The sequence below is a fragment of the Mucilaginibacter aurantiaciroseus genome (assembly GCF_024055595.1).
In the GTDB taxonomy this organism is placed as follows: domain Bacteria; phylum Bacteroidota; class Bacteroidia; order Sphingobacteriales; family Sphingobacteriaceae; genus Mucilaginibacter; species Mucilaginibacter aurantiaciroseus.
Map to the genome: position 1 here is coordinate 1,261,281 of NZ_JAMXOF010000001.1, position 20,770 is coordinate 1,282,050.

Annotated in this window: 16 protein-coding genes; 9 read left to right on the plus strand and 7 right to left on the minus strand. The window is 41.5% G+C overall.

The window, feature by feature from the left end:
• Positions 1 to 18: 18 nt before the first annotated feature.
• From NAF17_RS05895 to NAF17_RS05905, 3 genes are all read left to right on the plus strand, one after another.
• Positions 19 to 1,074, plus strand: a complete 1,056-nt coding sequence (locus tag NAF17_RS05895) for a homoserine O-acetyltransferase family protein (protein ID WP_252757047.1) — start codon at positions 19 to 21, stop codon at positions 1,072 to 1,074.
• Complete coding sequence (locus NAF17_RS05900; RefSeq protein WP_252757048.1) at positions 1,074 to 2,291, plus strand: homoserine dehydrogenase; 1,218 nt, start codon at positions 1,074 to 1,076, stop codon at positions 2,289 to 2,291. Before NAF17_RS05895 ends, NAF17_RS05900 begins: the two co-directional genes overlap by 1 nt.
• 143 nt (positions 2,292 to 2,434) lie before the next feature.
• Positions 2,435 to 3,634, plus strand: a complete 1,200-nt coding sequence (locus NAF17_RS05905; protein ID WP_252757049.1) for a glycosyltransferase family 87 protein — start codon at positions 2,435 to 2,437, stop codon at positions 3,632 to 3,634.
• Positions 3,635 to 3,715: 81 nt separating this feature from the next.
• On the opposite strand, the gene NAF17_RS05910 is transcribed toward NAF17_RS05905, so the two are convergent.
• The 3 genes from NAF17_RS05910 to NAF17_RS05920 are packed head-to-tail and all read right to left on the minus strand — an operon-like array spanning position 3,716 to position 9,328.
• Entirely contained in the window at positions 3,716 to 5,284 is a 1,569-nt protein-coding gene (locus NAF17_RS05910; protein ID WP_252757050.1) for a 2-oxo acid dehydrogenase subunit E2, read from the minus strand.
• Between the two features lie 49 nt (positions 5,285 to 5,333).
• Positions 5,334 to 6,575 (minus strand): competence/damage-inducible protein A, encoded by a 1,242-nt coding sequence (locus NAF17_RS05915; protein WP_252757051.1) that lies wholly within the window; start codon positions 6,573 to 6,575, stop codon positions 5,334 to 5,336.
• Positions 6,576 to 6,577: 2 nt separating this feature from the next.
• Complete coding sequence (locus NAF17_RS05920) at positions 6,578 to 9,328, minus strand: putative LPS assembly protein LptD (protein WP_252757052.1); 2,751 nt, start codon at positions 9,326 to 9,328, stop codon at positions 6,578 to 6,580.
• 52 nt (positions 9,329 to 9,380) lie between these two features.
• Between NAF17_RS05920 and NAF17_RS05925 the strand changes: the two genes are divergently transcribed.
• From NAF17_RS05925 to NAF17_RS05935, 3 genes are all read left to right on the plus strand, one after another.
• The gene (locus tag NAF17_RS05925; RefSeq protein ID WP_252757053.1) at positions 9,381 to 10,301 is read left to right on the plus strand and encodes an N-acetylmuramoyl-L-alanine amidase family protein; all 921 of its coding nucleotides are present in this window, start codon (positions 9,381 to 9,383) and stop codon (positions 10,299 to 10,301) included.
• A gap of 34 nt (positions 10,302 to 10,335) precedes the next feature.
• Complete coding sequence (locus tag NAF17_RS05930) at positions 10,336 to 11,280, plus strand: MlaD family protein (RefSeq protein WP_252757054.1); 945 nt, start codon at positions 10,336 to 10,338, stop codon at positions 11,278 to 11,280.
• A 158-nt stretch (positions 11,281 to 11,438) separates the two neighbouring features.
• The gene (locus NAF17_RS05935) at positions 11,439 to 12,494 is read left to right on the plus strand and encodes a cobalamin-independent methionine synthase II family protein (protein WP_252757055.1); all 1,056 of its coding nucleotides are present in this window, start codon (positions 11,439 to 11,441) and stop codon (positions 12,492 to 12,494) included.
• 8 nt (positions 12,495 to 12,502) lie between these two features.
• Here the strand turns inward: NAF17_RS05935 and NAF17_RS05940 are convergent, their stop codons facing one another.
• From NAF17_RS05940 to NAF17_RS05955, 4 genes are all read right to left on the minus strand, one after another.
• Entirely contained in the window at positions 12,503 to 13,420 is a 918-nt protein-coding gene (locus NAF17_RS05940; protein ID WP_252757056.1) for a ribonuclease Z, read from the minus strand.
• 17 nt (positions 13,421 to 13,437) lie between these two features.
• The gene (locus NAF17_RS05945; RefSeq protein ID WP_252757057.1) at positions 13,438 to 13,815 is read right to left on the minus strand and encodes an STAS domain-containing protein; all 378 of its coding nucleotides are present in this window, start codon (positions 13,813 to 13,815) and stop codon (positions 13,438 to 13,440) included.
• Between the two features lie 53 nt (positions 13,816 to 13,868).
• The gene (locus NAF17_RS05950; RefSeq protein WP_252757058.1) at positions 13,869 to 14,813 is read right to left on the minus strand and encodes a phosphoribosylaminoimidazolesuccinocarboxamide synthase; all 945 of its coding nucleotides are present in this window, start codon (positions 14,811 to 14,813) and stop codon (positions 13,869 to 13,871) included.
• A 127-nt stretch (positions 14,814 to 14,940) separates the two neighbouring features.
• The gene (locus NAF17_RS05955; protein ID WP_252757059.1) at positions 14,941 to 15,906 is read right to left on the minus strand and encodes a PhoH family protein; all 966 of its coding nucleotides are present in this window, start codon (positions 15,904 to 15,906) and stop codon (positions 14,941 to 14,943) included.
• A gap of 102 nt (positions 15,907 to 16,008) precedes the next feature.
• Between NAF17_RS05955 and NAF17_RS05960 the strand changes: the two genes are divergently transcribed.
• The 3 genes from NAF17_RS05960 to NAF17_RS05970 all read left to right on the plus strand — a co-directional run bounded on the left by NAF17_RS05960 (position 16,009) and on the right by NAF17_RS05970 (position 20,736).
• The gene (locus tag NAF17_RS05960; protein ID WP_252757060.1) at positions 16,009 to 16,785 is read left to right on the plus strand and encodes an SAM hydrolase/SAM-dependent halogenase family protein; all 777 of its coding nucleotides are present in this window, start codon (positions 16,009 to 16,011) and stop codon (positions 16,783 to 16,785) included.
• A 425-nt stretch (positions 16,786 to 17,210) separates the two neighbouring features.
• Positions 17,211 to 19,043: an ABC transporter ATP-binding protein gene (locus NAF17_RS05965; protein ID WP_252757061.1), complete on the plus strand. Its 1,833-nt coding sequence runs from the start codon at positions 17,211 to 17,213 to the stop codon at positions 19,041 to 19,043.
• A gap of 295 nt (positions 19,044 to 19,338) precedes the next feature.
• Complete coding sequence (locus NAF17_RS05970; RefSeq protein WP_252757062.1) at positions 19,339 to 20,736, plus strand: MBL fold metallo-hydrolase; 1,398 nt, start codon at positions 19,339 to 19,341, stop codon at positions 20,734 to 20,736.
• Positions 20,737 to 20,770 lie beyond the last annotated feature (34 nt).

Consider the following 20,770-nt stretch of genomic DNA (forward strand, 5'->3'; position numbering starts at 1 on the left):
AATAACGAATAATAACAAATGAGCACACAAAGTTTTACATATACCGGAACGTTTGAACTGGAATCCGGCCAGAAACTGCAAGGACTTACAATTGGCTTTACTACCTATGGAAGCCTTAATAAAAACCGGGATAATGTGGTGTGGGTATGCCATGCCCTCACTGCAAATTCTGATGTTTTTGACTGGTGGGAAGGACTTTTCGGCCCCGAAGACCACTTTAATCCCGACGAACATTTTATTGTTTGTGCTAATGTGTTAGGCTCGCCTTATGGTACAGTTAGCCCTCTTGATACTAATCCGAATACAGGTCAGCCATATTACCTGGCTTTCCCGGAGTTTACCATTCGTGATATTGTAAAGGCGCATACATTATTGGCTGATCATTTAGATATCGATCATATAGAAATTTTATTAGGTGGATCATTAGGTGGCCAGCAGGCTATAGAGTGGAGTATTATTGAGCCAGAACGCATCAAAAACCTGATATTGATAGCAACGAATGCGAATCATTCACCATGGGGCATTGCCTTTAATGAGTCGCAACGTTTGGCTATCATTGCCGATCGTACCTTTTACGCCGGCGCACCAGATGGTGGCAGTAAAGGTTTAAAAGCGGCGCGAAGCATAGCGCTTCTATCTTACCGTAGTTATAAAACTTACGGCATCACACAGCAGGAAGATGGCGATGATACTACTGATAACTTTAAAGCATCAACTTACCAAGGTTACCAGGGCGAAAAATTAGTAAACCGTTTTAACGCCTACAGTTACTGGTATCTATCTAAGGCGATGGATTCACATAACATAGGCCGAGGCAGGCATGGGGTTGATAAAGCATTGAGTTTGATAAAAGCACGTACATTGGTTATCGGCATCAAATCGGATGTGTTATTTCCTATCGAAGAGCAGCAATACCTGTTTAGGCATATCCCAAAATCGGTCTTTGCCGAATTGGATTCGTTTTATGGACACGATGGATTTTTAATTGAAACAAAAGACTTAACAAACATCATCACATCGTTTTTTAAAACCGATGTAAAAGGAAAAATAATAGAATTACAAAAAATAGCTTAATGAGCAAGAAACTGAATATAGGCCTCTTCGGATTTGGAATTGTGGGCCAGGGATTGTACGATATCATCAAAACAAAAGATCTGAACATCGAAATCGTTAAAATTGCCATTAAAAACCCGGGCAAAGAACGTTCGTTACCGAAAGAACTTTTCACAACCGATCGTGACGAGATTCTGAACAACCCGGAAATAAATACCGTGATTGAACTGATAAATGATACCGAAGCTGCTTTCGAAATTGTATCACGTGCGTTAAGCACCGGCAAAAACGTAGTATCGGCCAGTAAAAAAATGATTGCTACTTACCTGAATGAGTTGATAGAACTTCAACAGATCCACGGAACTTCTTTATTATACGAAGGCGCGGTTTGTGGCAGTATCCCTATCATCCGTAATCTGGAGGAATATTATGACAATGAATTGCTCCACTCTATCAGCGGTATCTTTAATGGGTCATCAAATTACATTCTTTCTAAAGGTTATTTAGAAAACCTTGATTACGATACTGCACTTAAACAAGCACAGATCCTTGGCTTTGCCGAAACCGACCCGACAATGGATGTTGGCGGCTACGATGCCAAGTATAAACTGATCATCGCGGCAGCACATGCCTATGGTGTTGTGATCAACCCTGAGGATGTATTGAACATAGGCATCAAAAACTTGTCACCAAATGATCTGCAATACGCCCGCGAGAAGAAATTAAAAATAAAGCTGGTACCGGTTGCTAAGGAACTTGACGATAAGCACGTTACTCTTTTTGTTTTACCTAAGTTTGTGAATGAAACCGAGTTTTTATATAACGTGGAGTATGAATATAATGGTGTAACCGTACAGGCAGCCTTTGCCGATCAACAATTCTTTTTTGGTAAAGGTGCAGGCGGCCATCCAACCGGTTCTGCGGTACTATCAGATATAGCAGCCTTACGTTACGATTATCAATACGAATACAAAAAAGCTAAGGGTGTAAATAATCTGCAATTCACCAACAATGTAGAAGTTAATATATATCTGCGTTACGAGGATGAAGGTTTGGTTGAAGCTTTAGAATTTGAGCACATCCACGAACGTTTTTACTCGGGCAGCTATAAGTTTGTGATAGGTAAAATAAACCTGCAAAAGCTTATTGATAACCAGCAGCGCATAGCAGATACAAAAGCTTTCGTGGCCTTTGCCGATCAGTTAACCGGTGTTACCTTAGCTGCAGAAAAGCTATAAACAGCCGAAGCATAGAAACTTGCACACATAATATTACAAAGAGATTGGATCGGTAATGCCGGGCAATCTCTTTTTTGTTTAGAGTTTCTCATTTCTGTATTTACCTGTCATTACGTATCATTGCAAAAATCTTAAACCCTGTTATGCAAAAGCTAAAAAGCATCCTGTTCGATAAACGTTTTATACTTACGCTTTGGTTTGGCTTAAGTTTTTTTGCTGTAGCGAAAGATATTATTATACATCCCGAGAACAAGCTTACCACGCATAATAATTATATTATTTATAAGCATAACTTTTTAAATCTTATACATGAGCAAAGCTTGTTTGGCCCCGAACCACAATACTATTTCGACCTTAACCATTACGGGCCGGTATTTGGATTGGTTATAGCTCCTTTTGCCGTATTGCCAAACCAAATTGGCGTAATACTTTGGGTGATGTTTTTAACTTTTATACTGTATTATGCTGTATCGAAACTGCCTTTAAATAATTCGCAAAAGCTGGTTATACTGTTACTTAATATAAATAGTATGATGGGCTCGTCGGGTAACGTTCAGGTAAACCCTCTAATTGCAGCGCTGGTAATTTTTAGCTTTATATTTATTAGGAATAAGCAGGATTTTTGGGCTGCTCTGATGATCATTCTGGGTACTGCAATTAAATTATACGGCATTGTTGGTTTGGCGTTCTTCTTCTTCGCAGATAATAAGGTTAAATTTATTTTGAGCCTTATATTTTGGTCGGTAGTGTTATTTGCATTGCCAATGCTGGTGTCATCCCCACATTATATTTTAAAAACCTATAGCGACTGGTATCCAGACCTGCTTGCAAAAAACACCGCCAACCTAGTTTCTACCAGAGGTAATGTAAGCGTAATGGGGATGGTCACTAAAATATTTATGGTTAAAAACTTGGCTAACTTATTTACATTGGTGCCAGGTATACTGCTGTTTGGTGCATCAATGCTGCGTATAAAACATTGGCGCAACTCCAAATATCAACTACTGCTACTGGCATCTACATTAATATTTACGGTAATATTTAGTACCGGGTCCGAGCCGCCAACCTATATTATTGCATTTATAGGTGTAGGTATCTGGTTCGTTAATTTAGACAGGCCAATTACCAGTTTCGAACGTTTACTTATTGTATTTGCGGTTGTCTTTTCAAGCTTTTCAACTTCGGATGTAATGCCGAGATATATACGGGTCAATTATATAATACCCTACGCTTTGATGGCCTTCCCTTGCTTAATATTGTGGCTAAAAATAATCTATGAAATGCTTACCAGGGATTTTGATAAGCATGAAAAAACCTTACATATAAGCACGGTTACCGAATAACAATAAAAAACAAAGGCTTCCGTAATAGAAGCCTTTGTTTTTGTAGAACTCACAAATTAAATTAACTATATATTTCTGTAACTATAAAATCCTGTTAGTGTCCCAGTTTTCCAGGTAATGGGCTACCCTGCTTACAAATTGTCCGCCCAGCGCACCATCAACAACGCGGTGGTCATACGATAATGACAAGAACATCATGTGCCTGATTGCTATTGCATCACCTTTTGGTGTTTCTATAACGGCTGGTTTCTTTTTAATGGCGCCAACTGCTAATATGGCTACCTGTGGCTGGTTAATAATGGGTGTACCCATTACGTTACCAAACGAACCTACGTTAGTGATGGTAAACGTACCATCGCGTACATCATCGGGCTGTAGTTTATTGTTACGGGCACGGTTCGCCAAGTTGTTAACAGCTTTGGTTATGCCTATCAGGCTTAACTCATCTGCTTTTTTAATAACCGGTACAATTAAGTTTCCACTTGGCAAAGCAGTTGCCATACTGATGTTGATATCCTTTTTCTTGATGATCTGGGTACCGTTAACAGATACGTTGATCATCGGGAAATCTTTTATTGCTTTTACAACCGCCTCAATAAATATCGGGGTGAAGGTTATTTTTTCGCCTTCACGTTTCTCGAATGAGTTTTTAATTTTCTCTCGCCATAGCACAAGTTCGGTAACATCGGCCTCAACAAACGAGGTTACATGTGGCGATGTATGCTTACTGTAAACCATATGTTCAGCAATAAGCTTGCGCATGCGGTCCATTTCTATAATCTCCTGCCCTCCTGATACTGATGTTGCAGCAGGTTGCGAAGCGGCTTTAGGGGCTTCGGTCTGTGGTGCAGCATTTTGTTCATGTGAGGGTTTTGGCTGCGATGCCGGTTTAGGTGTTTCTACCTGTGGTGTTGGTGCAAAGTATGCCGGCTCAGGTACTGGCTGTGCAGGTACGCTTGGTTGTTGAGCAACTTGCGGTAGGGTATAGCCTGGTTGTGGTGTAGAAACCCTTGAACCACGTTTTTGGATATACTCCAGCAGGTCGTCTTTTGTTAAACGACCTTCGGCGCCTGTACCGGGAATCTGGTCAAGTTCGTTATTGCTAATACTTTCCTGGTTGGCTATATTTTTTACCAATGGCGAGTAAAAGCGGTTACTATAATTTACGCCGTCAACAGGTGTATTTTCTCTTTGTTCAATTTGATTGATGCCGGGAATATCAACACCTGGTGCAGTTGCAGGTTCTTCAGCTACGGGCTGAGGAGTTGGCTGCGTTAAAAATTGTGGTGATTGTTCTGCAACTGGCCGCGGTGTAGGTTCGGGCGTTTGGGTAATTTTATGCTCAGGTTCTGGTGCAGCTTCTTTTTCGGGTTGCGGAATAGGTGGCGGTGCATCAATGCTGTCGACTTCGTCAGTTTCTATGATGGCTATTACAGAACCTACCTGTACAACCTCATCCTCCTTAAAAAGCTGTTCAATTAATTTTCCTGAAACTGGTGACGGGACTTCCGAATCTACTTTGTCGGTAGCAATTTCCATAACTGCCTCATCTGCTTCTATATAATCGCCCGGTTTTTTTGTCCACTTGATTATCGTTGCTTCCGCAACGCTCTCCCCCATTTTTGGCAGTAATAATTGGTATTTGGCCATAACGAAACAATAGTTCTTAGTTCAAAAATATAGAATTAAACCGGGTCCGCTAATTTTCTTTAAGTAAAGTAATCAACATAAAAAAGGCTGCTACAGCACTCCTTTCGATGTTTTGCGCGCGCTTGTTACCGAATGTGAATTTCTTTACTACGGTTTTGCCGGTTTTTGCCGCCGCTATCCATACAGTGCCCACGGGCTTATCGTCGCTGCCGCCCCCCGGTCCTGCAATGCCGGTTATTGCTACCGAAAAATCCGACTTAAACCGCCGCAAAGCACCTTCGGCCATTTCAGTAACCGTTTGTTCGCTTACAGCTCCAAACTGATAAAGTGTTTCGCTTTTTACAGCCAAAATATTTTCCTTCAGGCCGTTTGAATAGGTTATCGCCCCTCCCAAAAATACCTGTGATGATCCCTCGTGCTTTGTTATCAGGTGTGATACATAACCACCGGTACAGCTTTCGGCTACAGATAGCGTAAGCCCTCGCTCTGCCATATAATTCAGGATCACTTTTTCCAGCGGGATATCTTCCTGGGCAACTACATTAATGCCAACCCGTTCAACTATCCTCGCTACAAATTCCTCTAACTTATTTTTTAGTAATGCCTCGCCATCGCCATAGGCACTTAACCTCAAACGCACCTGCCCCATTTTTGGTAGATAGGCAAGCTTTATGTTTGATGGAAGATCGTTCTCTATATCGGCTATCTTTTCAGCAAGGAATGACTCCCCCTCACCTACCGTCAATATGGTTTTGTGAATGATGACCGGCAACTTTAATGTTTGCTTTAGCTTGGGTATCACAGCTTCCTCCATCATGTATTTCATCTCGAAAGGCACGCCGGGCATCGATACATATATCTTCCCATCTACATTAAACCACATACCCGGTGCAGTACCGTTGTTATTCAATATAATCTCGCAATTTTGGGGTACCTCTGCTTGTTTGCGATTAACCTCAAGTAGCGGTCGGTTATACTTTTTAAAAATACTTTCAACGTTTTGTAAAGCCTCGTTATTTAAAACAAGGCCAACACCAAAATATTCTGCTATCGTTAATTTGGTAATGTCATCCTTTGTGGGGCCAAGGCCACCGGTTACCAATATAATATCTGCACGTTGTGCGGCTTCGGCAAGGGCTTTAAGAATATGTTGCTTATCGTCTGAGATAGATGAGATCTGTTTAACTCTTATACCCTCTTCATTTAGTTTTTGAGCCATCCATGCCGAATTGGTGTCTACTATTTGTCCAATTAGTATCTCGTCGCCAATGGTTATGATCTCTGCCAGCATATTTAGTTAAAGTTTTGATTGTTGGTGTAATCGCTTCGTTTACTCAGTTTCAGGTCCTGCAAAATTGATGCCTTAACTTTTAGGGTTACGTTGTATGATTTATAAAAGCCGAATGGTAGCCATTGAACAGACAGATCCCAGCAATGCAGATCGCGATAGATCGCAAATGAGGTAGCGCTACTTAGCTGCTTTGCCTTAATATCGTAACTGCTGTTGTATTGTATTTTCCATTTTTGGGTAAGACTTAAATCGCCACTTACCATTATGGTATTACTTACAGAGCTGTTTATAACCTGGTTGGAATATGAATAGCTGTAGTTTATAGAAATATTCCAGGGGATATTAAAATCAATATATGCGCCGGGGTCGCTATTGATCATGGCAAGCCGTTGAGCTTGGTTAGGATCCATAGTGGCCAAAGTATTACCGACAGGCTGCACAGTTTTAGGCCTGAATGTAGCCGGGTTTAGGGCCCCGCTCATTGATAAACTAAAGCTTTGCAGCAAAGGAAATTTACCATCCTGCCAGCTGAAGCGGTTTACGCGCCTAATATATTTCTGAACTTGGTTGTTGGAAATAGAATCGCGAACCTGTGTAGTGTAGGGGTCAAACGAACCGCTAAAGTTGATATTGATCTTTTGATTTAATATTGCCGTGTGGCCCGAGAAATTGATATTGGCAAGTTTAAGTGAATCGGCCGCGAAGTTATAAAACGTAGAAAAAGATAAGCCTTGTAGGATCGGGATTTTCCTGGCCACGCCCGATGTGTCGGTGCTTTTTGGTTTCACCTTGGCCTCAATAGTATTATCTAACGAAAAACCTATCCCTGCCTGTTTACCTATTGGCGGCCCTCCGTAAACCGATTGCTCATATATAGAGTAACGTTGCGCATAGTATGGGTAGGGAACAGTTGCCGCGCTTACTGCGGTTCGGTAATAACCATAACTTGGTTCACCAAAATCGGGTTGATAGTTAAAACTGATAGATGGGGTGGTTACGTGCCTTATTGCCATTAAATTACCTTTTCTAAACGGTATAGTACCATATACCTTGGTAGACACACCTGCATTTAAGCTATATTGATAGTTACGGGTAAAGCCTTGTACAGTATCGGTAACCGGTAATATCTGGCCTGCTACAGTACCTCTGTCAAACCTCCTGCGGATGCTTTGCATATACCAGCGTTCGGAATAGTTAATACCCGTATTAAACTGAAAATATTTAAGAAACGTGGCATTAAAGGCAACAGGGATAGTATGTTGTACACCGTTTTGCAAACGCTTGGTAAAAGTACTCGATTTAAATAATTCGGACTCCGGTATGGCATTCAATTTATTTGTACCTACCAAGCTATAACCAACGGTAATGCGCTGATACCATTTTTGCTCGCCCACACGATTTTTAGAATCAAAAGGGCTTAATGTAGCCATGTTAAAACTAAAAGTAGGCAATTCCAGCGTTACCGTTTTTGAGGTAAGGTCCTGGCTGTGGCCTAAGCTAACATTTAAGTTGAAAGGTGTGCCCGCCCATGTTTTACCATATGATATAGCTGAACGTAAGTTGTTTTGTGTTAACTGTGTTAAGTTATAGTTGTTTTGGCCCGGGCTGTTTCTGTAGAAGCTTGATGTACCTGCGTTAACCAATGCACTAAAGGTTGTACCCGGGTTAGCGTTAGGGTCTTGCGAGTGTGTCCAGGCTATATTAAAATCTTTAATGGCCGGGTCTCCGGCAAGGCCGTAATTATGCGAGCCATAGCTTAAAGTTAAACTACCTCCGTATTTATATTTTTTTAGATAACGCGCGTTTGTATTTATCTCGTAAGATCCTTTTGAATACAAGGTAGCCATAGTAGTAAGGTCGATATAATCGCTCAACGCAAGGTAGTAACCAATGTTACGCAGATAAAAACCAAGTTTTTGATCCTCACCAAATGTTGGCAATATAAGGCCGGATGTACGCGAGTCCGGCTTGGGGAAAAAGCCGAACGGTATACCTAAAGGCAATGGTACCCCCGCGATTTCTAAATATGCCGGGCCGGATATGATCCGGTTTTTTTGTCCGATACCCTTTGTAATAACAATACCAAAGTGAGTTTCGGGATACGGCAGATCACATGTGCTGAATATTACATTACGGTAAGCTACCTCGGTTTCGTTTAAGCGTTTTGCCTGGCCGCCGGATATAAAGTTACCCTCCTGCTCTGATGCTGGGTTCCAGATCTTTCCCTTTTTAGTTTTATAATCAAATAATAAAGAATCTGATGCTACCGGCTTTTCTTTACCTGATTTAGATAAAGGCCGACCTACGTATCGTTTTGTTTTGGGGTCGATTGCGCCACGTGCAAATATCTGGTGCTTGTTTTCATCAACGCGGATGTATTCGGCATCAAGCTCAAAGTCTTCATAGGTTACACGTGCACGGCCATATAAGTATTTGATCTTGGAATCGTTATCAATAAAGGACGAATCTTCGGCAGTGGCTTTTAAAATTGATTTTAGCCCACCCGCGCTTGGTGTGGTATCTCTTTGAGTGTTTAATGTTGTAGTATTGGGAGCGGTAAAATTACGGCCTTTTGTTTTGGTGTTATTTGCTTTTATTGTCGATTTAGGCTGGATGACTTTGCGGGCCTTTGTAGAATCGGCTTTTATAATGGTATCTTTAACAGTTATGTAGTGGAACCCCGTTTTTGCAGAGGCTACTATGTTAACCGTTAATATTATTAAAATTGTAAAAAAAGGCTTAACTAATTTCAAAGTTGATTATGAATAGTATTTTTGCAGGTACAGTTAATAGCGTTCAAAGCTAATGAAAAATAAAATATTGAACAGGTTGAAAAGAACGATTTGTGGCTTTGCCACGATATTAACTTGCTTCTCATTATTTTCGTTCACTCCAACATATCTCGTAAAAAAAGACACCGTTGTAAACAGTTTTAAACTTAAAACAGTTATCATTGATGCAGGCCATGGTGTAAAGCCAACCAATCCTGCACCCGGCCATTACTCGCCCGGTGCAGGCGGCTCTTTTTCTAACGAAAGGAATGTAACGCTTGCCATCGCACTAAAATTGCAGAAGGCAATTGAAAAAGATGTTGAGGGTGTAAAAGCCGTTTTAACCCGCACAACCCAAGAGGATGTTTCCTTTGAAAGGCGTGCCGAAATAGCCAATCAAAACAAGGGGAATTTATTTATTTCCATTCACTGTAATTCCTTGTCAGACAGGGTGGTTCGTGAGCGTGTGAGTACAAAGCGTGGTAAGGCAGTTTATAAGTCGGTACGGGTGCCAGATCGTTCCGGTAAAGGGGTTTTAATGTTGGTTTACGGTTTGCATCGGTCGCGTGAAGAACAAAATGCAATTAAAAATAACCAAGTTGAAGATGAATCTGGCATTGAAGGTGGCGCTTTAGACCCTAACGACCCTATAGTTGTTATACTTACCGATGCCTATATGCGTAAATTTCGTAAACAAAGTATAAAAATTGCAAACTTAATTAATGATGAGATTGTTGGGACAAACGGAAGACGAAGCGAAGGGTTGCGCGAACAGGGCCTATACGTGCTTTGCCACAGTGCAATGCCGTCTGTACTGTTTGAAACAGGCTACATTAATAACCCCGAAGATGAAGAGTATTTAAACTCCGAAGAAGGGCAAACAGAGATAGTTAATTCGATAGTACGGGCAATTAATAAGTATAAAGTGCAAATGGAACAAGTTACAGCAAACTAAAACAAAGAAAATATACATACATCTACACACCTTTATGAAAATATCTAACGAAACAAAAATTGGGGCACTTACAGCTGTTGCCATCACCGTGTTAATATTGGGATACAGCTTTCTCCGCGGAAATGATGTTTTCTCATCGGCCAATAAATTTTATGCCATTTACCGCAGTGTAGAGGGATTAACCATCTCAAAACCGGTACTGGTAAACGGTTTCCAAATTGGCCGTGTATCTAAAATGGCATTACAAGGAGATGGCCGCACCATTGTTGAATTTAAAGTAGACAAACAATACAACGTACCCGATAATACCCTGGCTAAATTAGAAAGCACAGACCTTTTGGGTGGTAAAGCTATTGTTTTTCAACTGGGCGCCAGCATGAAATATGCGCAAGACCAGGATACACTGCGTGCCGATATACAAGGCAGCCTTGCTGAAAGCTTACAGCCTATCCAGAAAAAGGCCGAGGTTTTAATAACCAAAGTAGATTCGGCCCTGAGTTCGATCAATAAAATAATGAACCCACGTTTCCAAGCCAATGTAGACAGGAGTTTTGCAAGCATTGCCAATTCACTGCAAACTTTAGAAAGCACTACCAAAAAGATAGATGCCATTGTAGGAGCGCAAAGCACACATATCAACAGTATTATGGCTAACGCCGATGCTGCATCAAGTAATTTAAAAACCAGCACAGGTAACCTAAACGGTATATCTGCCAACTTTGAAAAGTTTAGCACCGATTTGGCTAAATCTAATATTAAAGGGACTTTAGACAATGCTAACAAGGCCATGGGTGGCCTGCAAACCACTATCGATAAAATAAACAGCGGACAGGGATCATTAGGTTTACTGATGAACGATACTAAGATGTACGATAACTTAAACACAGCATCGGGTAACCTTAACAACTTGTTTATTGATATTAAAGCACACCCAAGCCGTTACATACACTTCTCTGTATTTGGTAAAAAGGGGGACTAAGTTTTTAGGATAGCTTTAAATAAAATTAGTGCGAACGCCGATTTTAATTATCTTAGGAAATTAAAACCGGTGTTTCTGTTTCGGATGAAATCTCACAATCTACCTTCCGTTCTGAAACCAGTTTTGTTTTAACGATCACCTAAAATCCAATTATCAAAATGAAAATTCTTTCAGAACCAATAGGGAGCATTCCAAGATCTCCTGAATTAATAGCTGCTATTATTTCGCCAAATACTAACAGGGCCGATTTACAAAAACTATACGACAAAGCTATAAAAGAAACTATAAAAGCCCTTGAAGATACCGGCTCGCCCGTTATTAGCGATGGCGAACAAACCAAATCGAGCTTTGCCACCTACCCTCTTGAAGGGCTTACAAATTTATCCCCCGAAGGGATGAGGATAGATTTTAAAGATGGGCATCACAGGCAACTGCCATTGTTAAGCAGCGGCCCGTTCAAGTACGGCAAGTATGCTGTAGAATATCTTAACGCTGCGCAGCAACAAACACAGTTGCCCGTAAAGCAAGCCATCATTTCGGCGTCAGCCCTTAGTTTGATCTATCCTCAAGATGGCATAGAGGGTTATACCCAGGCCGAGTTTATAGATGACCTGCTAAACGAATGTGAGAAAGACATCCGCTTATGTTTGGAGAAGGGTGCTTACAAAGTACAAATGGATTTTACTGAAGGACGCTTGTCGTTAAAGCTTGACCCTTCAGGCGGTGTTTTAAAGCATTTTATAGCTGTTAATAATCAGGTATTTGATCGCTTTAGTCAACAAGATCAACAAAAGCTTGGGGTACATGTATGCCCGGGTGGCGATCATGATTCGACACATAGCGCCGATATTGATTACGCGGATTTTTTACCCTCTTTATTTGATTTAAATGTTGGCAGCTTTTATTTGCAATTGGCAAGCGAACCGGACAGGGTTAAGGTTTTGAAGATCATCAAACAATATCTTAAACCTAACCAAACTGTTTTCGTGGGTGTAATTGATGTGCTGAACCCGGTAGTTGAAACCAGTGAACAAGTAAAAGACAGGATTATTGAAGCCGCGGAATATATACCGTTAAGCCAGTTGGGCACAACAGATGATTGCGGATTTTCTCCGTTCTGCGACGATGTGTCTACCACACGTGAAACCGCTTTTGCGAAGATCAAAGTACGTATCGAAGGTACGAAGCTTGCTGAAGCTCAATTGCTTTCTTAAGTAATTAATTATTCACTTATAACAAACGTTTTTCCCTCTACAGCAAGTTCTGTGTTGGGGAAAACGCTTTGGGCTTCGTCAAGCAATTCGTTAAGTGTTTTGTAGCGGGCCGAGAAATGGCCTATAACCAGCTTTTCAGCATTAACCCTTACTGCTACCTCCCCTGCCTGTAACGCGGTTGTGTGGTGCGTTTGGTTGGCCCTATCCAGCATGTCATGTAAAAATGTAGCCTCGTGGTACAGCAATGTGGCCGAGTTTATCTGTTGCAGGTATTTTTCGGTATATAATGTATCAGATACGTAGGCGTATGATTTAGGCTCTTGTGGCGAAGTTGTAAGTGTTTCGTTTTTGTAGATTATTCCGTTCGGTGCTCTGTAATCACCGCCTTTTTTCAGATAACTATACTCAGATACCGGCACATCAAGATTTTCGATCTTCTCTTTGATCAATTTACGCAAACGCTTCTTCTGGCGGAACAAAAAACCCGTACAAGGGATCCGATGATTGAGCGGAATAGTCTCTACAAAAACATCTTGGTTCTCTAATATGATACCTTTTTGTGTAGCATCGGTAAATACGTACTCAATAGGATAATGCAGTGTTGTTTCAGAATACTTTAATTGTAGATCGATGATCTCTTTTAAAGGCGCGGGGCAAAATAACCTAAGTTCTTTTTTACGACCGTTAAGGTGCATGGACGAGAGAAGGCCAACCAGGCCAAGGTAATGGTCGCCGTGTAGATGACTAATAAAAATGTAATCTATGCGGCTTGCTTTAACATCAAAACGCAGCATTTGCTGCTGGGTACCTTCGGCACAGTCAACCAAATAAAGCTTTTCATTTATGTTAAGTACCTGTGCTGTAGGGTTCCGGTTAAAAATGGGGGTTGCAGAGCTGCTTCCCAGTATTGTGACTTCAAATTTCATACCGGGAGGACAGGTTATTATCTAATTTCTCTTTTCAGTTCTTTTTCTATTTCTTCCATGAAGATAAGGTCGATGCCTTCTTCGCAGGTAGGTACTATAGAAAGAACATTATCTAATTGTGAGATGGTTATTAAGCGTGAAACTGCCTCATTGAGCCCGCAAAGGATGAATGAACCGATTAGGTTTTTACATAAGCGATGCCCCACCAACAAACTGCTTAAGCCCGATGAATCTGCAAATTTAACCTGCGAAAGATCAAGGATGATATTCCTTTGTCCTTCGGTATTGATCAGTATCAACTCGGATTTTAGCTGTGGTGTGATCAAAGAATTTAATTTTGATTCGTTAAGCTTAATAAGAATATACTTCTCGTGCTTGTCAACCGTAAATTTCATTTTGTAATAATTAAAAAGCTAAGATATAATTAATTTATCTTTTAATAAAGAACTTACATATAGGCTAATGCTCTATTAATCGCGTTTTCTACCCGTTTAACCACATCTGCGATCTCCGGTTTAACAAAGGTTTCGCCGGTAATTTGTTCATATAGTTCAATGTAACGTTCAGATATCGAACTTACGATTTCCGGGGTCATCACAGGCACTGTTTGCCCGTCCTTGCCTTGGAAACCATTATCAATAAGCCACTTTCTTACAAACTCTTTTGAAAGTTGTTTTTGAGCTTCGCCGCTCTCCTGCCTTTCAGCATATCCCTCACTGTAGAAGTACCTTGACGAATCAGGTGTGTGGATTTCATCTATCAGGTAAATAGTGTCTCCTACCTTGCCAAATTCGTACTTGGTATCAACCAAGATCAGCCCTTGCTTAGCAGCGATCTCGGTACCGCGACGAAATAGTTGGCGCGTATAATTTTCTAACTGAATATAATCAGCTTCGTCTACAATACCTTGTTTCAGGATCTCTTCACGAGAGATATCCTCGTCATGGCCTACCGATGCTTTTGTAGATGGGGTAATGATGGGCACAGGTAATTTATCGTTCTCCTTTAAACCATCGGCAAGGGCAACGCCACAAACCTCTTTTCGACCTGCTGCGTACTCGCGTGCGGCATGCCCAGCAAGATACCCTCGAATCACCATCTCTACCTTAAAAGGCTCGCAAATACGGCCTATGGTAACAGATGGGTCAGGCACGTTGATAACCCAGTTAGGAACTATATCTGAAGTTGCCTGTAAAAACTTGGCGGCTATCTGGTTTAGTACCTGCCCCTTATAAGGTATAGCCTCGGGCAGTACCACGTCGAACGCGGAGATGCGATCGGTAACCACCATGGCCAGGTATTTATCCTTTATTGTATAAACATCGCGAACCTTACCTTTATAATAATTGGTTTGTCCGTCAAAATTAAAATGTGTTTCTTTTATTGCGTCCATGTGTGGATTAGATGTGAGATGTGAGATATGAGATATGAGACAGAACCCCTTATCCAAATCCACATCAAATTCTTATTTACAGATGTGATTTTCTATTTCAAATCTCACATCTATTATTTCAAATCAACTATTGTATATCCCCGTAAGCTTCCAAAATGCGTTTTACCAGTTTGTGGCGTACAACATCTTCTCCGCTCAGGTAAACAATTTCGATACCACTTATGTCAGTTAATATGCGCAGGGCCGTATATAAGCCCGATTGCTGTTTCTTTGGTAAATCAATTTGTGTTACGTCACCCGTTACGATGAATTTGGCTGATGGACCCATACGTGTCAGAAACATTTTTAGCTGCATGTCTGTAGCATTCTGCGCCTCATCCAAAATAACAAAACAATTATCAAGTGTACGGCCGCGCATAAATGCCAGCGGGGCGATCTCGATGGTGCGGTTCTCCAGGTAAAGCTTCAACTTCTCGGCCGGGATCATATCATCAAGCGCATCATACAAGGGGCGCAAATATGGGTCGATCTTTTCCTTTAGATCGCCGGGCAAAAAACCCAGGTTCTCCCCTGCCTCAACTGCGGGGCGGGTAAGGATGATACGTTTGATCTCTTTGTTTTTTAATGCCCTTACTGCCAGTGCAACCGCGGTATAGGTTTTACCCGTACCGGCAGGGCCTATAGCAAAAAGGATGTCGTTTTTGGCAAGGCTATCCACCATGCGGTGTTGGTTTGGCGTGCGCGCCCTTACCATAATACCATTGGGGCCAAAAACCAGTACTTCGCCGCTTGCAAATTTGTCGGGAGTGCTTTCGCCGGCTGCTGCGGGTTTGGCTGTAGGCTTGCTTCCCAATATGCGCTCCACATCAATTACGGTAAGTCCCTCAAATTTTTCTACATGCTGTACCAGGTGGTCAAACTTCTCTTGGAAAACGCTTAGTTCGTGTTCATCACCCAAAACTTTAACATCGCTGCCACGCGCAACTATTTTAAGCTTAGGGAATTGCTTTTTTATGATCTCGAAATGGTCGTTATTCGGGCCCCATAATACGGCGGGGTTTATCTGCTCAATTGTTAACTTTAGCTCGTTCAATAGGAATTGATTTTTGACAGTTTACGAATTTTTATGAATTAAAAATTGAATATTTGCACCTTTAATACTCTACAAGATTAGCAATAAATATTTACAAAATTAATGGCAATTATAACTTTAACTACTGATTTGGGGGATAAAGATATTTATCAGGCTGCCCTTAAAGGTAGTATTTATAAATTGCTCCCAACAGTAAATATTGTAGATATTACTAACAATGTTGCCGCCTTTAATGTGCAGCAGGCCGCCTTTATTTTAAAAAATAGTTTTTACTATTTCCCAGACAATACCGTACATCTAATAGGTATTGATACTGTGTACAATACGCAAACCCGCTACCTTGCCGTACGTTACAAAAATCACTACTTTGTTGGGGCCGATAATGGCATATTTTCGTTAATGTTTAACATGGAGCCGGATGAAGTTGTGGAAATAAATATTATCCAGGATCTGAAGTTCCTGCATTTCCCGCTGGCGGATATTTTTGTGAAGGCTGCATGCCATTTAGCCAACGGCGGTACCCTTGCCGAAATTGGCCTGCCGGTTACCAGCGTAGAAAATAAAATGACCCTGCAACCTGTTATCGAAAAGAACCTGATCAAGGGCGCGGTAATCTATATCGATTCGTTCCAGAACGTGATAACCAACGTTACCAAAGAGTTTTTTAACCGCGTGCAGCAAGGCCGCCGTTTTGTGCTCTACTTTAAACGTAACGAAACCATAAGTCAGTTGAGCTGGCACTACAATGAAGTGCCCGAAGGCGAAAAACTTTGTCTTTTCGGTATTAGCGACCACCTCGAAATTGCCATAAATAAAGGCAATGCCAGCGGTTTGTTAGGCCTAAACCTTGGCGATAGCGTAATTATTGATTTTCAGTAGCACCGCATACTTTTTGCCTGAAAGTGATTAGCCTGGTTAACCCAATTATTTCCATACCAATACCCACCCCTGTTTACGAATTTCTTACAAATTTTGGCAATTTTATATGCTGCGAAAGCAGCAACATAAAAGAAACGATGAGCATTCCGATTAGCAAAAAGTCACTTACTGACTTTGGAAATGGCTTTATGTTCATAATAATAACGTTTGGTGTTAAACAAATGCAACATACATAGGGTAATTTATAATTAAGCGGGTCAATATTATCTAAAACGCAAAAAAAATATTTTACATTAAGTAAAATAACGTGCACGCAAAAAATCTAAAAATGTAAATTCCACTCATCCTAACGTCAATTTTACACACCGGCATTAAATACAAACTTTAAACACTTAGTTTTACAGGTTGATAACCCAAAAATATAAATGGCACGAGGCAGACTGAACAGTGGCAGCAAAGCAGAAGCAGAATTACCCAAAGCAAAATTAAACCTGGATAGCGTTAGGCGCATCAGCAAACTAATATCCTACATAAAACCATACAAAAGCAAATTCATAGCCGGTATGGTCTTTTTATTCCTGTCGAGTTTAACCGGCTTGGCATTCCCTTCGCTGTTAGGTGCATTGATAGATGCCGCGCAAGGCAAACAAAAATACGCTTTTTTACCACCTACCATAAATGCCATTGGGCTATTGGCCTTTGGGATACTATTTATACAAGCCTTTATATCATTTTTTAGGGTGGTTTGGTTTGTGCAGGTTGCCGAGAAGGCACTTGCCGATATCCGCCGCGATACCTATTTTAGGCTGATTACCCTACCTATGAATTTTTTCGCTAACCGCAGGGTTGGCGAACTAAATAGCCGCATCTCTGCCGATCTATCGCAGATACAGGATACCATGACCACTACCTTTGCAGAAATGATAAGGCAACTGGTTTTATTGGTTGGCGGTATTACCCTGCTTACCATCGTATCATTTAAACTAACGTTAGCTTTATTACTGATGCTGCCGGTATTGGTTGTAGTTGCAGTATTCTTCGGTAAATTCATCCGTAACTTGTCAAGGCAGGCACAAGATAAACTGGCAGAATCAAATACAATTATCGAAGAAACACTACAAGGTATAGCTAATGTAAAGGCGTTTGTGAACGAAGCCTTTGAAGCCGGCCGCTACAATAAGAACCTGCGTGAGGTGGTTAAAATAGCTGTGAAGGGCGCTGTTTTCCGCGGGATTTTTGCATCTTTCATCGTATTCTGTTTATTCGGATCCATTGTGGGCGTAATTTGGTACGGTTCCATATTGGTTCACCAGCATGAGCTTTCGGTTGGTAGCTTAACAACCTTTATATTATATTCCATTTTTGTAGGCGCTGCTATGGGTAGTTTCCCGGAGCTTTACGCTAACCTGCAAAAAGCTGTTGGTGCCAGCGAACGTGTTTTAGAGATCCTTGATGAAAAGGGCGAAGATGTATCTATCAATGCAGAGGATAACGTTATTAAGCAAAAAATTAGCGGTAACATGGCGTTTAACAATGTCGTGTTTGCATATCCGTCGCGTTCGGAGTTAACTGTATTAAAAGATATTTCATTTACAGCGAATGCAGGTCAAAAAGTGGCCATCGTTGGGCCAAGCGGGTCGGGTAAATCTACCATGGCAGCGCTTATCCTGCAATTTTACCATCCGCAGAGCGGGAGCATTTATTTCGACGGATTGGATGTCGATGAATATGCTTTAACCGACATCCGCAATCAGATAGCTATTGTTCCTCAGGATGTATTGCTGTTTGGCGGCACTATTTTAGAGAACATCGCCTACGGTAAACTGGGTTCAGATAAAGACGAGATCATCGCGGCAGCTAAAAAGGCCAATGCAGATCAATTCATCAGTTCTTTCCCCGAAGGTTATGATACTATTGTTGGTGAACGTGGTGTAAAGTTATCAGGAGGCCAGCGTCAGCGGATCGCTATTGCACGTGCGCTGCTTAAAAACCCTGCTATATTGATATTGGATGAGGCTACCTCTTCCCTTGATTCGGAATCTGAACGTTTGGTACAGGAGGCTTTGGAAGTACTGATGAAAGGCCGCACATCCATCATCATAGCCCACCGTTTATCAACCATCCGCGAGGCAGATAAGATCATCGTACTGGAGAAAGGTAACATCATTGAAACCGGTAACCACCAGGAACTGATAGCAAACGAACAGGGATTGTACCGTTACCTTAGCCAGCTACAATTCGAAACCGCACAGAGTTAATTTACCGGGTGTCCCACTATTTATTACAGAATGCGGGATGTATATTTAATTAATTGTTAATAAGGATATTGCACTTTTTAAATATTATAATTTATATCAATAAAAAATTTAGATAGCACTATATAACTAATTGTTTATTAATATTTTATAATTTTAACAATAGGTGTCCCACTCGTTTATGAACGGGACGGAATGGGACACCTCTTTTACCACTTTTTTCCGTCCCAAAACCGACATTAAATCGCTATTATTGCATTAGGCCAACACCCTTGTTAACGGCTTGCGAACTACATAAATGAAATTAACTATACACGGCGCTGCCCGCCAGGTTACCGGCAGCATGCACCTGCTGCAAGTGGGTCAATATAAGATTCTTATAGATTGCGGGCTGGATTACGAGAAAAACCATAATGTAATGGTGAATGAAGATTTTGGTTTCCGCCCCGAAGAAATCGACGTGGTGATCCTTACCCATGCACACATCGACCACTCTGGTAACCTGCCTACTTTAGTACGCCTTGGTTTTAACGGGCAAATCTTGTGCACTCCTCCCACTGCTGACCTGACCGAACTGCTGTTGTTAGATTCGGTAAATATATTTTTAGCTAAGGCGCAAAAAGGCCGCAGCCGTGGCCGCAAGCATAAACATAGTAGCGGCGGCCCGCAGCCATTATACTTACATAAGCATGTAATGGATACGGTAGAGCGCTTTGTTACGATATCTTATAATAAGCCATTCCGCATAACGGGCGATATCGAGTTAACTTTTATCCCGGCAGGGCACTTACTTGGTGCTGCCGCGGCGATATTGAAGATAAATGATAACGGAGAAGAAAAATCCATTGCCTTTACCGGCGATATTGGCCGTAAAAATTATCCGGTATTAAACGATCCTGATCCGCTGCCTCCTGTGGATTACATTGTGTCTGAATCCACTTATGGTGGCAGGATGCATACCAAAGGCAAATCGGTACAGGAAACGCTGATAGAAACAATAGAGAAAGTTTGTGTGGTTGAACAAGGGCGGTTAATTATCCCCGCGTTTAGTATTGGCCGCACGCAGTCACTGGTATTTGCATTAAATAAGATCTTTAATGCGGGTTTGCTCCCTCCTATAAAGGTTTTTGTGGATAGCCCCATGGCTGCCCGCGCAACCAGCCTTTACCGCAAGCACCACGACTTGGTTAATGCCGAAGCGAAGGAGTTTTACAACAAGCAAGGCGACGAGTTTGAATTTGAACACCTCACCTATGTAGAAACGCTTAAAGACAGCCGCCAGGTGTCCAATTATTACGAGCCGTGCATCATTATTTCATCAGCAGGGATGCTGGAGGGTGGCCGCATCCAGGATCACCTTTTTTATAACATTCAAAACTACTACTGCACTATCCTTTTTATAGGCTATTGTGCCAAAGGTACGCTGGGTTTCCGCTTATTACGCGGCGACCCTATCGTCCACATCAAAGACCGCGACCTATCCGTTTACGCCACCATCAAACAAACCGATGTTTTAAGCGCCCACGGCGATCATGAAGATCTGGTAAACAACATCAAGTCGCAAGACCCAAACAAGCTTAAAGGCGTTTATTTAGTGCACGGGGAGGCTACCAGCATGCAGGCCATGGCTGATTCTTTAGAAGAAGATGGTTACAAGGTAACAATACCGGAAAAAGCGGTTTCTTACGAGTTGTAGCGCAATTTTTTCATCGTATGATATCTATGGCTAT